Here is a 14299-nt window from a genome sequence, read left to right as displayed (position 1 = left end):
TTCACGGTAAGCCTCGACCTACGGTTGTGAACGGACCGCCGCTGGCCCCAACGATGATCGAAGCCCGAGGGCGCTGGCGCCGTGCGGATCGGCCCGGCGGCGGTCGATCTGATAAGATTGCACGCCCGCACGGTTTTCCTTTCACCACGCACCCTGGCGATCCCCCATGTTCGGTTTCGGAAGAAAAAAGCTTAAGCAGACGGCAGTGACCGAGGACGGGCAGCCGGCTGCCGGTGAGGAGTCCTCAGAGGCTAAGGGGGGGCTCTTCAAGCGATTGTTTGGTGCGCGCGAGGACGAGGACCTGGGCTGGGTCAAGGGCATCGGGCCGCTGCTGGAAGAGGGCGTGGCGCCCGTGGCCGAGGCGCCGCTGGCGGGGGCACCCGAGGGGCCGATCGTCGCTGCGCCTGCGCCTGCGCCTGCGCCTGAGCCGGCGGAACTGGTCACGACAACCGTCGAGCCGATGGCCGAGGCACCCGCTGCCCCGACCGAGATCAGTCCGCCGCCGGTCGCGGAGGTGGTGCCTGCGCCCATGTCGCTCCCGGTCGCGGTCACTCCGGCGCCGGTGGTCGATTCCGCTGCCGTGGTGATCAGCGCGCCTGAGCCCGAGCCGGTTGCAGCGCCCGTCGCTGCGCCGCCCGCGCCGACCCCCGTGGCGATCGAGCCCCCCGCGCCCAAGGCCGGCCTACTCAAGCGTCTCTTCCATGTAGCGGACGAGCCCGCGGCGCCCGTGCAGCCGCAGCCGACACCGGAGTCGGCCCCGGTCGCGCGTGCGCCGACGCCCCCCCCCGCCGCGCCCGACTGGCAGGTCTACGACCAGCCGGTGGACTGGGAGTCCCCGGAGGTCCGCCGCGGGCTCTTCAAACGGCTGCGCGAGCGCCTGTCGCGCAGCCGCACCCAGCTCGGCAGCGGGCTCGGCACCCTGTTCCTCGGTCGCAAGAAGATCGACGACGAGTTGATGGAGGAGCTGGAGACCCTGCTGCTGACCGCGGATGTGGGGGTGGAGGCGACCTCACGGGTCATCGATGACCTGACCCGGCGGGTGAAGCGCAAGGCGCTGGCGGACCCGCAGGCGCTGCTCGTCGCGCTCAAGGAGGCGTTACGCCTGATCCTCACCGCCGCCCATACCCCGGTCCGTCAGGCGGCCCCTGATCGGCCCCAGGTGATCCTGATGGTGGGCGTCAACGGCGCCGGCAAGACCACGACCATCGGTAAGCTCGCCCGCGTCCTGCAAGCGGAGGGCAACAGCGTGATGCTGGCCGCGGGCGATACCTTCCGCGCCGCCGCTGTGGAACAGCTCCAGACCTGGGGCGAGCGCAACCGGGTGCCGGTGATCGCCCAGAAGGGTGGGGCGGACTCCGCCTCGGTGATCTTCGATGCGCTCCAGGCGGCCACCGCGCGCCGGATGGACGTGCTGATCGCGGACACCGCCGGGCGGCTCCACACCAAGACCAATCTGATGGACGAGTTGAGCAAGATCGCGCGGGTGATGAAGAAGCTCGATCCCGAGGCGCCGCACGAGGTGTTGCTGGTGGTGGATGCCACCACCGGTCAGAACGGGCTGAATCAGGCGGTCCAGTTCCATCAGGCGATCCCCCTGACCGGGATCGCGCTCACCAAACTCGACGGCACCGCCAAGGGCGGCATCGTCTTCGCCATCGCGGAAAAGCTCAAGGTGCCGATCCGCTTCATCGGGGTGGGCGAGTCGATCGAGGACCTGCGCCCATTCGATGCGGATGAGTTCCTGGATGCGCTGCTGGGTCAATAGCATGAGGGCCCGGCGGGAGGGGCGGCGCGCATGATCCGTTTCGACCACGTCTGCAAACGCTATCCTGAGCGCGGCGACGCACTGAGCGACCTGAGCTTTGAGATGGAAGCCGGGGAGATGGTCTTTCTCACCGGTCACTCGGGGGCCGGCAAGAGCACGCTGCTGCGTCTCATTGGGCTACTGGAGCGGCCAAGTCGGGGGCAGGTCATCGTCAACGGGCGTAACCTCGCCACCCTGGCGCGGGGCAAGATCCCGTACCACCGCCGCCAGGTGGGCATGATCTTTCAGGACCACCGCTTGCTGGCGGATCGCAGCGTGTTCGAGAACGTCGCCCTGCCGCTGGTGGTGACGGGGCTGGGGCATAAGGAGATCGGCCGGCGGGTGCGCGCCGCCCTGGATCAGGTGGGGCTCCTGAAACGCGAGCGCGCCCTGCCGGTGGCCCTCTCCGGGGGCGAGCAACAACGGGTTGGCATCGCGCGAGCGGTCGTCGCCCGCCCGCCCCTGGTGCTGGCGGACGAGCCCACCGGCAACCTGGACCCGGACCTGTCGCGCGAGATCTTTGCCCTGTTTGAGCGCTTCCACGCGGTCGGTGTGACCCTGATGATTGCCACCCATGACCTGGCGCGGGTGGGTGACCTGCATCACCGCACCTTCGTTCTGAGCGAAGGCCGCCTGATCAAAGACACCGGGGCCGGCTAGTCGCCATGGCGCGTACTCAGTCCCGGCGCCGCAGCGCCCCCAGCCTGCTCGAACTCCCGGGGGTCTGGCTAGGCCATCACCTGCAAAGCGCTGTTGCGACGCTGGGGCGGCTGCTGCGTGCACCGCTCGCCACCGGCATGACCGTGGCGGTGATCGGTATCGCGCTGGCCTTGCCGGCCGCGCTCTATGTGCTGACCGACAACCTGCGCCAGCTGGTCGGCGGCTGGGATCAGGGCGCGGCCATCTCGCTCTTTCTGCATCAAGACAACAGCGACCTGGACGCCGAGGGCGTCGCCGGGCGGTTGCGCGAGTGGCCGGAGTTCCGGCGTGTGCAGGTGATCGGTGCCGCGTCGGCGTTGGCCGAGTTCCGCTCGCAGGCCGGTTTTGCCGAGGCCCTGGACCAACTCAGCACCAACCCGCTGCCAGCGGTGCTGGCGATCACCCCCCAGCCGGCCTACGCCACGGCCACGCAGATCGAGGGGCTTCAGGAGCGCCTGGGCCAGTTGCCGGAGGTGGATTTCGTGCGGGTGGATACTCAGTGGCTGATGCGCTTCCAGGCCATCCTGGACCTGGCCCAGACCCTGGTTTTGCTGCTCGCTGGCCTGTTGGCCTTAGGGGTGCTCCTGATCGTGGGCAACACCATCCGGCTGGAGATCCAAAACCGGCGCGGCGAGATCGAGATCATGGAGCTGGTGGGTGCCACCGCCTCGTTCATCCGCCGGCCCTTCCTCTATGCCGGTGCCTGGTATGGACTGCTCGGGGGCTTGAGCGCCTGGCTCCTGGTCACCCTGGCGGTGGTGGCGCTCCAGGGGCCGGTGTCCCGGCTCGCCAACCTCTATCGCAGCGAATTCCCGCTCGCGGGGCTCGGTGCGGCCGCGCTGCTGACCATCCTGGGCGGCAGCATGGCGCTCGGACTGGTGGGGAGTTGGATCGCGGTCAATCGTCACCTGCGCGGGGTGGAGCCCGATTGAGGCGTTGGGGCGCCGACGGGCCGGCCCGTCGGCCAATTGGTGGGCCTGCCGACTGGATGGATAGACTGTAATTCACCCGTAATGTGCTGAAGGGATGTTTCTAACATCCAGACAAAAAAGAAAAAGATTCAGCCATCGGCAGTGCGGATCGGAAAGATCGGAACATTCGATGCCCCGCAAGCCCTGTGGGCTCTTGTGCAAACCTGAGACCTTGCATAAAGTCTATTTAACATTTGCAGCGGCAAGCCCTTAAACCCAGGGTAAAGTTGCTGGAAAAAGCCAGAGCATTCTGGTAGGCTTTATCCCAAGCGTCCAACTCAGGTATTAAGCACATGGCAAAAGATTTCGCTCTCATGCCCACCGGCAATATCGATGCGTACATCAGCGCCTCCTATCAGATTCCGGTGCTGACCCCAGAGGAGGAACGCAGCCTGGCCGAGAGCCTGCGTGATCATGGCGATATGGAGGCGGCGCGGCGCATGGTGATGTCCCATCTGCGGTTCGTCATCCGCATCGCCCGGGGCTATCTCGGCTACGGGCTGCCCCTGCCTGACCTGATCCAGGAGGGTACGGTCGGTCTGATGAAGGCGGTGCGACGCTTCGAGCCCGATATGGGGGTGCGGCTGGTGTCCTTCGCGGTGCATTGGATTCGCGCCGAGATCCACGAGTACATCCTGCGCAACTGGCGCATCGTGAAGGTCGCGACCACCAAGGCCCAGCGCAAGCTGTTTTTCAACCTGCGTAGCGCCAAGAAGCGGCTCGGTTGGTTCACCCACGCCGAGGTGCTGGCGGTGGCGGAGGACCTGGGGGTGAAACCCGCGACCGTGCTGGAGATGGAGTCGCGCCTGTCCAACCAGGACCTGGCCTTCGACGGCTACGAGGACGACGACGACGAGTCGCCATCCGCGCCCTCGACCTACCTGCCGGATACGCGCATGGAGCCCTTCCGGATGCTGGAGCGCGAAGACACCGAGCGCAACGATAAGAAGCGACTCTACGCCGCCATCCAGGGTCTGGACGAGCGCAGCAAGGTGATTCTCACCGAGCGCTGGCTGACCGAGAAGAAGCAGACCCTGCATGAACTGGCGCAGCAATTCAACGTCTCGGCGGAGCGGATTCGCCAGATCGAGAAGAACGCCATGAAGAAGCTGCGCCTGCAACTGGCTATCTAAGCCACTGCCCGGGCGCCGCCAGACCGCGGCGTCTGCACCCAGTCAAGGCCCGCCGTGTGCGGGCCTTTTGTTTTGGCCTCGTTTCACGCGGATCGTTCGGCGTTATGCCCGCAGGGCGCACAGCGGCACCAGCAGTTCCGTCCGGCTCAGGCCGCCGTGCTGGCCGATCAGTGGCTTGGGCTGCTCGAATGGGAGTAACTGGCGCAGGATGCGCCGCCCCCGGGGCAGGAGGCAGTAATCACCGATGCGCTCAGTGAAGCGCGGATGGGCCGGGCCCAGCCCAAAATAACCGGCGTCCATCAGGTCCCGGCTCGGGCAGACCTCGACCAAGTCGCCTAAGGGGCCGCGGCAATAGTCAAGAAAAGGGCGCTCACGTCCGAGCCGCAGGTAACAGAAGGCGGCCCGCGGTTCGCCGCACAGCGGCAGCGCCAGGCAGTCGGCCAGGTCCGGGTGGTCCGCCAGGTCGATCAGGTCGGCGGGGCCGGTATCCAGCTGGCCGTGATCGGCCGTCACCAGCACCAGGGTATCGGTCCCGGCGGCGGCGACCAGAAAGTCGGCGAGTGCTTGCTCGATCTGCTGCAAGTGGGCCACCGCTGCCGCGCTGCCCATCCCTTGGTGGTGGCCGATCGAGTCCAGGTCCGGCCAATAGCAATAGAGATACTTGGGCACCCGGTCGCGGCGCAGCGCCCGGGCGCTCTGGCGGAACAGGTCGTGCAGGTCCGCGTAGGGCAGCACCTGCGCGGCGCCGGTGTGGGCCAGATTGAAGTCGGAACGGGCGATCCGGTTGGGGCTGACCACCAGGGCGCGGGTGCGGATGCGGTCGAACACGCTGCGGTGCCCGAAGAGCCGTCGGGGGTCGATCCCGGCCTTGCGGTAGGGTACGCCGCCGTAGCGGGGGACGCCCGGCAAGACCGTCATCACGCAAGCGAGCTCCGCAAACCAGGTATACCAACCGGTCAGTCCGTGCTGGAGTGGGCCGTCGCCGGTTAGAAAGCTGGTGATGGCCGTGGCCGTGGTGGAGGGGAAGACGGTGGTCATGGTCCCGACTTGGTGACGGTGCAAGATCCCTTGGGGGGAGTGCTCCGCCAGCCAGTCTGCCCCTAAGCCGTCGATCACCAGGAGCAGGATATTGGTGGCCCGTGCCGGTTCCAGTGCCGGCATCAGGGTCAGTTGCGGATAGTCGCTGCGACCGCCCCGCGCCTGGATGATTGAGGCCATCAGGTTGACGATGCCGCCGCCCGCATAGTCGGGTTTGCGGCGCTCGAGCGGGGAGGGGGGAGCCGGGGCGTCTGGGGTCATCGGGGATTGCGTCAGTCGGGGGCGCGACCGTCGCGCCCGTGCGTGTAGCGTATCACTGTGTTCATCTATTCCCGGGTTTTCTGCGCCCAAGTTCCTGGCGTTTCTTGTCTATATTTGGCGGTCCGTGCGTTACGAAAATCGCCGGGAAGTTATTTTTTTCCATTTAGTCAGGGAGTTTAAGTGTTGTTGACGCAGTATCAGGGGGCGCCCTGATGCGGCCTGACGCGACAAAGCTCAGCTGCTATGGTATAAAATGAAGCAGTATTCCTGACGCCCTACTGGGTATCCGGTCGCTCGACTTCTTCTTCTAAGGTAGGATGCAGATGTGGCAACTTTGGGGTTCGACCACCGCGGCACCGATCCAATGATCCGGCGTTTAGTGAGGTCTTGCAGTGGAGATTGCCGACGGTGAGCGCTGACGATAGCGTCGACTTGCGCGGGGCGCGGGTGCTGGTCATCGACGACAGCAAGACCATCCGCCGTACCACTGAGGGCCTGCTTACCAAGGCGGGGTGCGAGGTGCGGACCGCACAGGACGGTTTCGAGGCGTTGGGCAAGATTGTGGAGTTTCAGCCGGACTTGGTCTTTGTCGATATCATGATGCCGCGCCTGGATGGCTACCATACGTGCGCCCTGATCAAGGCCAACGCGGCCCTGCGGCATACCCCGGTGGTGATGCTGTCGAGCAAAGACGGACTCTTCGATCGCGCCAAGGGGCGTTTGGTCGGTGCCGAACTCTATCTACCAAAGCCCTTTACTGGTGAAGAGTTGCTCGACGCCGTGCGGCGCTATCTGCGGCGCGATCTGCGCCGTGTGGAAGCGGTGCCCCCGGCGCCGCCGCAATGATTCGAGTATCCTGTTGCCTATATCAATGCTCAATCGGCTGGCACGGCCTGTGACGCTTGTTTCGTGCCTGGGTTTGGTTAGTCTGAGATGAAGCGTCGCCAATGGACACTTCCACGATAAAAATGTCTCTATAAGAGCGCAGTTATGAACCCCTTTTCTAACAAGTCCGGCTCCGCGGCGACTGACTCCCAGGATGGCTCGCGCCACGAAGCCCTCGATAGGCCTGCGGCCGGTGGGGCCACCGTCTTGGTTGTCGATGACTCACCGACCGAGACGCGGATCTTCATCAATACCCTGTCTCAGGCGGGCTATAAGGTCGAGACTGCGACCGATGGCGAACAGGGTGTTGAGATGGCGCGCCGACTCCGGCCCGATGTCATTCTCATGGATGTCATCATGCCGACGCTCAATGGCTTCCAGGCCACCCGCGTACTGCATAAGGACGCAGCCACCGCTAACATTCCCATCATCATGGTGACGACCAAGGACCAGCCCACCGACCGCACTTGGGGGCTGCGCCAGGGTGCCGTGGAGTATCTGGTCAAGCCGGTGGCCCCGGCCGCTTTGCTCGAGTGCGTCCGCGCGGTACTCCAGCGTTAGTCCGGCCGGCACGATTTGTAAGATGCCACCGCAGGCCGCCACGGGCGACGCACTGTTCGACCTGATTGCCGGGATCGACGTGCGTTTGCGTGCGCTCCCGACCCGCCTGCCGCAGCAGGCGCCACCGGTGGAGCGCTGGGTAGGGATACTGTTTCGGGTCGGTGAGCGCCTCCTGCTCGCCCCCTTGGATCAGATCGCCGAGGTCTTGACCGTGCCAGGTGATCTGACCCCGTTGCCCGGTACCCCGAGTTGGGTGCTCGGCGTCGCCAACAACCGCGGCACCTTGTTGCCGATCTTCGATTTGGCTGCCTTGACGCAGGGCGGTGTCCCGACGCGCCGGGATGCCGATCGCGTGCTGGTGGTGCGTCAGGACGGTCTGCCGTCCGGCTTGGTGGCGAGTGAGGTGATCGGCATTCGTCGCTTCGCGGTGACGGAGTGTCTGGCCGAACCGGCGGCCGAGTTGGGGGTTTTGCGGCCCTTTGCCCAGGCGGCCTTTCCGCTCGACGACACGGTGGTGGCGGTCATTGCGCTGGGGCGTTTGCTGGCGGATCCGCTGATGAGTCTGGGGTCGGTCTGAGGTCGGCGCCGCCGCCAGCGGCAGCCGCGCCGGTTGCGCGTGCTGCAACCAAATACAATTCCTAATTAACCAATCAAGTTGTAACTAAATCAGATGGCGATGCGAACCAAGTTGTGGGCGGGCAAATCCGCGGCGGACGGTCTCAGGGGGGCGACCATCGGTTGGTTGCTGTTCGCCTTAGTCTGCGCGGCCCTGGCCTTGGCGAGTTATATCCTGTTGCGCAATGCAGACGACGCGAACGTGCGCCTGCTGTCCGTGGTCACCACGGCGCAACAGCAAAAGGCGCTGAGCCAACACTTGGTCCAGTCGGCCATGGAGGCGGTCGGGGGCGACCAGGCTGCCTTTGGCCGGTTGCCCGACGAGCGGGATCGCTTGCAGCGCGGCCTCGACGCGTTGAATGCGCGTGCGCCGGTCGCGCTGAAACCGCAACTGGAGGCCGCGGGGACTGCCTGGCGGAGCGCGCGCGAGTATGTGGTCAGTATCCTCAACGCGCAGACGGATATCCTCGCGACGCGTGAAGAGTACAAGGCCACCGCCGCCCGATTGTCCGAACTCGGGACGTCGATGAGCCGCGCCGCCGCGCTGGTCGTGACGGATGGCGCGCCAGCGGATCAGGCCTTCGAGGCGGGTCGGCAATTGGCCCGCATCGAGACGTTGAAATATATCCTGGACCAGGTCTTGGACGGTGGGGCCTCAGAGATCGCGGCCAGCGAATCGGCCAATACCCTGGGCGCGCAGTTTGCGTCGCACCTGCAGACGCTGATCGAACAGGCCGGCGCCCGCAGCAAGTCGCAGGCGCGCGCGGCCTTAGAGGAGACCGCGCAACTCTTTGCCACGCTGCGCCCGAGCACTGGTGAACTGCTGAGACTGCCGCCTGGGGTGCTTGCCGCCAACGACGCCGTGGCACCGCTCCAGACGGCGGGCAAGGCACTTGATGTCGCCTTCGATAACTTGGTGGTTGGTCTTGGCCAGGTGGAACAGGCCGCGATGCGCCTCGGTCCGCTGACGCTCGGCTTCTGGCTCGTCCCATTGTTCAGCGCTTTGGCCCTGCTCGGACTGCTCGGGCTGGGTGCCCGTGCGATCCGCGCGGCGGAACGGCGTGAGGCGGACTCGCGCGCCCAGACCGAGCGCGACGAGCAGGCCATCCTGCGGCTGCTGGACGAGATGGGCAACCTGGCCGACGGCGACTTGACCGTCGAGGCCACGGTGACGGAGGACAAGACCGGCGCCATCGCCGACTCGATCAACTATGCGGTGGATGCCTTGCGGGTCTTGGTGACCACCATCAACACCACCGCGGAGCAGGTCGCACAGTCGTCTCAGGAGAGCAGCGCGATCGCCGTGCGCTTGACCGAGGCCGCCGTGGCGCAGGCCGATCAGGTCGTGCTCGCCTCCGGTGCCATCCAGTCCCTGACTGAGCAGATCGACGAGGTTGCCAGCAATGCCGGCGAGTCGGCCGAGGTGGCCTCGCGCTCGGTGGAGGTCGCGGGTCGGGGTGGCCAGACGGTGCGTGCCACGATCAAGGGTATGGATGCCATCCGCGAACAGATTCAGGAGACCGCCAAGCGAATCAAGCGACTGGGCGAGAGCTCGCAGGAGATCGGTGAGATCGTCGAGTTGATCGACGACATCGCCAACCAGACCAACATTCTGGCCCTGAACGCGGCTATGCAGGCGGCCATGGCCGGTGACGCCGGTCGCGGCTTCGCGGTGGTTGCCGACGAGGTGCAGCGCCTGGCCGAGCGTTCCCGTAATGCGACCAAGCAGATCGAGGTGTTGGTGCGCACCATCCAGGCGGATACCAATGAGGCGGTGAGTTCCATGGAGACCAGCACCGCGGGCGTGGTGGCGGGAGCCAACCTGGCCGAGAATGCCGGTGAGGCCTTGCGTGAGATCGAAAACGTCTCGACCTACATCGCCGACCTGACCAAACGCATCGCCGACTCTGCCCAACGCCAATCGCGCCAATCCGCGCAGATCAATGCGACGGTGCAGGGCATCCGTGGCATCACCGAGGAGAACGCGGACGATACACGACGCGCCGCGCAGGCGGTGGAGGCACTGGTCAGCCTGGCCGCCGAACTGCAACTCTCCGTTGCGGGTTTCAGGCTGCCTTGACGGTAGTCAAGGGCCTTATCCCATGGTAGAAAAGGTTGGCGGTGGTCTGAGGTGGGTCAAGGGCGAGATCGCTACGACCCTGCGCCGGGTCACTGATCTGATGGATGCCTATGGGCAGACCGGCGAGCCGGCGGCCCTGGGCGATGCGGTCGAAGCCCTGTTCGAGGTCCGCGGCGTCCTGCTCGCATTGGAGCTCACCGGCCCTGCAAGCCTCGTCGAAGAGATGCAGCACCTGTGCGATGCCATGGCCGATCGGGCGGTAGGCAGTGTGCAGGCGGCGACTGAGGCCATGATGTTGGCCTTGATTCAACTCCCCAATCATTTGGATCGGTTGGATGCGGGCGCCGTGCCCCCCCGCGTGAGTCTGTTGCCGACCATCAATGACCTGCGCAACGCCCGCGATGCGGCGCCTTTGGATGCGGCGCAGTGGTTGGGTCCCGGGGCGGTCCTGGCGCAGGATGAGGCGACGGCGACGGCACCGGCACCGCCGCCGACCCTCGGGCCACTCAACGCGTTATTTCGTAAGGTCCGGCCGCACTTTCATCGGGATCTGGTCGAGTGGTACCGCCCCGCGACCAGCCGGGATGGGTTGGCGAAGCTCGCGCGTCTGTTCGACCAGTTGCACCGCTACCTGAAAGATGGGCACTTGGCGGACTTGTTCGCGTTGGCGCAGGCCTATGCGGTCGGCCTGCAGGGCGGTGAAGGCGTCGCCGCGGCCCCCGACCGGGTCCTGGTCGGTCGACTGGATCGGGTGTTCAAACCACTCGCCAACGTGCCCCCCGAATGGCCGGGCGGCGACGTGCAGCAATTGATCGATGCATTTCTGGACGCGGCTACCAGGGCGGCGGTCCAAACACCCTTGGTGGCGCAGCTCCAGGCCCGCTATGGTCGGGTGCAGGTGCAGCCGCTGCCTCCGGAGGGGGCGTCCGCGGCGCTGGCGGGCCTGGCACAGGCAATGCTGGGCGAACTGGTGGCGCTCAAGGGGCAGCTGGAACTGTTCGTGCGTGCTGCTCGCGAGGATCGTACCCCACTGGCCGAGATCAGCGCCGGCCTGCTTAATCTGGCACGCACCCTGGATGTCGCCGATGCCGGCCAACTGCCTGAACGTTTGCGCCTGCTGGCGGATGGTTTCAGCGCACTGGCCATGGCCGATGCCGCCGAGGACGTGCTGGGCCTGGAGCCCCTGGCGGCCGAGCTGCTCGGAATCGAGTCAGTGATGCAGCGCTATGCCGAGCGTCGCGAGTCGTCGTTGGGTGACGGCGCTGCCTCCAGTCCCTATAGCGCCGAGCTGCTGACCGCCACCCTGCGGGAGGCGCGCGCCGAGTTTGTGCATGTGAAAGAGGCGATCCTTGACTGCCAATCCCCGGGTGCGCGCCCGGAGAACTTCCGGCAGGTCCCGAATCGCCTCTCCAGCGTGGCCGGGGCGCTGCATATCCTTGGTGACGCCTCGGCGGGGGAGGTCGCCGAGGCCATCGCGGGCCTGGTGCGGCGTTGTTACCTGGCGGCGGATCGCTGGCCGCAGGGGGGGGAGTTCGAGTTACTGGCGGATGCCATCGTCGCGCTGGAACTGCACATTGATCAGCTCAAGGAAGGGCAGGGCACCGACGAGGACCTGGTCCGGCAGGCTGGGGACGCGGTGAGCGCGCTCGAACGACTGCTCGGCAACGCTGCGCAAGCACTTGCGCCGCCGCGTTCAGTCCCAGCGCCCAGTGAGCTACCCGGTGACGCCGGGTCGGCCCCGGTCGCCGTTGCACCACCGCTCGCAGGCTCCGGTCCGGCCGGCGGTATCTCGCCTGAATTTCTTGAAATTTTTCTGGAGGAGGCGCAGGAGGAGACACAGACGATCGGCGAGCAGTTTGTGCGTTGGCGATCCAATCCGGCGGATGAGGTCGCGCTCACCACGCTGCGTCGCAGCTTTCATACCCTCAAGGGCAGCGGCAGAATGGTGGGTGCCGCTCGCGTTGGGGACCTTGCGCAGGCCGCCGAGGGTCTCTTCAGCAAATTGCTCGAACTGACCCTCATGCCGGATGCACGGCTCGTGGCCTATTTGGGCGAGGTGGTCGAGCGGCTGCCTGACTTGGTCGCGGCGGAGGCGCAGCGGCGCCCCCTGGACATCGCCGACCTGGTTGCGCGCGCGTCGCAGTTTGGCCGATCATCGGGTAAGGCTGCGTCCGCCGTTGCGCCAACCCCGGCCCCGATCAGTTCGTGGTTGGAGGTGCCAAGCCAGCCGTCGCCCGCGGCTGATGCGCCAGCGGGGCGGGCCGACCCCGCCTCGGGCGAGCCCCGGTCGCAGGACCTCGACGCGACCGCGGCCCCGCGGTTGACCGATCACGGCAGCATGTTCGCCGCGGACGACGAGTTGCTGGAGATTTTCCGCGAGGAGACCTTGGAGCACCTGGATACCGTGCGTTCGTTTCTGGCACGGGCGCGGGTGGCACATCTGCCCCCGGATGAGGACACCGTCCGCGCGTTGCACACGCTCAGTGGGAGCGCTCGCATGGCAGGCGTCGACTCCATCGCAGACGTGGCAAAGGCCTTGGAGCGACAGTTCCGGGCGCTGCAATCCGCCTCCTTAAGCCTACCTGCCCCGCTCCTGGCCCTGCTGGGTCGCGCCGTTGAGGGTATTGCGGGACGTGTCGCAGAGTTCCCGACGGCCGGTGCTGCCGCCGCTGACCTGGTCGCCCTGGCAGCCGATCTGGCTGCCTTCGCTAGCCCGGCGAAGGTGACGCCCGCAGCGTCGGTCGGACCAGTGGTGGAGCCACTGACCAGCGATCTCGTCAGCGACCCCGTGGGGCTCGTGCAGGGTGCCCTCGTGGTCCCCGCCAACGGCCATGAGGCGGTGCCGGAACGCGAAGCACCGTTGGCATCAGCGCCGGTGTTTGTGGGCCACCCGGTCGCGCCCGTATCCGCTGAGGGGGACTTCCTTAACCCCTTCGATGACCATGAGCTGGTGCTGTCTCTTGATGACCTACCGGAACTGACGCCGACGCCGGTTGGCGGGCTGGTCGCGACGGTACCGGCTGAGGGGGCCTTCGTTAACCCCGTCGATGACCAGGCGCCGGTGCTGTCCCTTGATGACCTGCCAGACCTGCCAGACCTGCCAGACCTGACGCCGACTCCGGTTGGCGAGCGGATCGCGCCGGTACCCGGTGAAGGGGTCTTCGTTAACTCCTTCGATGACCAGGCGCTGGCACTGTCCCTTGACGACCTACCGGAACTGCCGGAACTGCCGGACCTGACGCCGGCGCTGGTTGGCGAGTCCGTCGCGCCGGTACCCAGTGAGGGGGCCTTCGTTAACCCCTTCGATGAACATGAGCCAGCGCTGTCCCTTGGCGGCCTGCCAGACTTGCCAGACTTGCCAGACTTGACGCCGACGCCGGTTGGCGAGCCTGTCGCGCCGGTACTCGGTGAGGGGACCTTGGATGACCACGCGCCGGTGCTATCCCTTGATGACCTGCCGGACCTGCCGGACCTGATGCCGATGTCCGGCGGTCAGCCGGTCGCGTCGGCGCGCGGTGAGGGTATCCTGATTGGCCGTGTCGGCGACACGGATGCCAATGGCGCGGTGGGTTCCCTCGACGACCGGTCCGGCCTGATGCCTGACTTGGTTGCTGAGCCGATGTTCGCTGACGGTGCCCTCAAGGCCCCCGTGGACGAAACTGATACCAATGCGGCCATGGGGTTGGTCGAAGAGCTGGACCTGGTTGCTGATCGGGTGCCACTGTCATACACGTCCACCCAGGTCGCCGCGGACGCCTTGGTCGCCGAGTTGGAGCAATCCCTGGGGGCGATCAACCTCGGGTTGGCGTTCGAAGATCATCTGGAATCAGGTGAGTTGCCGCTCGGTTTGGTCGAGGATGGCGGTGAGTTCGCTAACGACCTCGTGCCACTGCACGTCCAAGAGTGGTCGTTCCGGGACCCTGTGGATGCGGGTGCCGTGGAAGTTGAGGTGTTATCCCCGGACGCATGGGCCGCCGCCTGCGCGGCCGCCGCGAGCGCGGAGCCGACGGCCGACGCCGACCTGAGGCCTGTGCCAGCCCTCGCCCTGGCGTCGTCAGGCGCACCTATTGCTGCGCGGCCGGGTGGCGAGTCTCTCGGGCCGACGAATGTGCCCGAGTCGGCTACTCCGGTGGTGCAGTTCCCCCGTGAACCGATGTCGGAGCCGACGACGGCACTGGTGCCGGGGCCCGTGGTGGTGCCGGAGCCCGTGGTGGTGCCGGAGCCCGTGGTGGTGCCGGAGCCCGTGGTGGTG

The 14299-nt window shown here is 66.4% G+C and carries 10 protein-coding genes; 9 read left to right on the top strand and 1 reads right to left on the bottom strand.

What is annotated here, in order from left to right:
• Positions 1-529 precede the first annotated feature (529 nt).
• The 4 genes from ftsY (at position 530) to rpoH (ending at position 4607) form a co-directional block, all read left to right on the top strand.
• On the top strand, positions 530-1765 hold the full coding sequence (ftsY, locus tag QZY44_RS27710) for a signal recognition particle-docking protein FtsY (protein ID WP_295455713.1): 1236 nt from the start codon (positions 530-532) through the stop codon (positions 1763-1765).
• Between the two features lie 30 nt (positions 1766-1795).
• A complete protein-coding gene (gene ftsE / locus QZY44_RS27705) occupies positions 1796-2464 on the top strand; it encodes a cell division ATP-binding protein FtsE (protein ID WP_295455711.1) in 669 nt (222 codons plus the stop codon).
• 5 nt (positions 2465-2469) lie between these two features.
• Positions 2470-3435: a permease-like cell division protein FtsX gene (gene ftsX, locus QZY44_RS27700; RefSeq protein ID WP_295455709.1), complete on the top strand. Its 966-nt coding sequence runs from the start codon at positions 2470-2472 to the stop codon at positions 3433-3435.
• Positions 3436-3767: 332 nt separating this feature from the next.
• Positions 3768-4607 (top strand): RNA polymerase sigma factor RpoH, encoded by an 840-nt coding sequence (gene rpoH / locus QZY44_RS27695; protein ID WP_295455706.1) that lies wholly within the window; start codon positions 3768-3770, stop codon positions 4605-4607.
• A gap of 102 nt (positions 4608-4709) precedes the next feature.
• Here rpoH and QZY44_RS27690 read toward each other — a convergent pair whose 3' ends face one another.
• Positions 4710-5906 (bottom strand): alkaline phosphatase family protein, encoded by a 1197-nt coding sequence (locus QZY44_RS27690; RefSeq protein ID WP_295455704.1) that lies wholly within the window; start codon positions 5904-5906, stop codon positions 4710-4712.
• Positions 5907-6314: 408 nt separating this feature from the next.
• Here QZY44_RS27690 and QZY44_RS27685 point away from each other — a divergent pair, with 408 nt between their 5' ends.
• The 5 genes from QZY44_RS27685 to QZY44_RS27665 form a co-directional block, all read left to right on the top strand.
• On the top strand, positions 6315-6752 hold the full coding sequence (locus QZY44_RS27685; RefSeq protein ID WP_295455702.1) for a response regulator: 438 nt from the start codon (positions 6315-6317) through the stop codon (positions 6750-6752).
• 144 nt (positions 6753-6896) lie between these two features.
• Complete coding sequence (locus tag QZY44_RS27680; protein WP_295455700.1) at positions 6897-7352, top strand: response regulator; 456 nt, start codon at positions 6897-6899, stop codon at positions 7350-7352.
• 22 nt (positions 7353-7374) lie between these two features.
• Positions 7375-7929, top strand: coding sequence for a chemotaxis protein CheW (locus QZY44_RS27675; RefSeq protein ID WP_295455698.1), 555 nt, complete (start codon positions 7375-7377; stop codon positions 7927-7929).
• A gap of 99 nt (positions 7930-8028) precedes the next feature.
• Entirely contained in the window at positions 8029-10047 is a 2019-nt protein-coding gene (locus QZY44_RS27670; protein ID WP_295455696.1) for a methyl-accepting chemotaxis protein, read from the top strand.
• 22 nt (positions 10048-10069) lie between these two features.
• The coding region (locus QZY44_RS27665) for an Hpt domain-containing protein (RefSeq protein WP_295455694.1) at positions 10070-14299 on the top strand (4230 nt) is incomplete at its 3' end.

Origin of the sequence: uncultured Thiodictyon sp., from assembly GCA_903837595.1 — a bacterium.
GTDB lineage: Bacteria > Pseudomonadota > Gammaproteobacteria > Chromatiales > Chromatiaceae > Thiodictyon.
The sequence above is the reverse complement of the archived record's forward strand: the minus strand, read 5'-3'. Positions and strand labels throughout refer to the sequence as shown.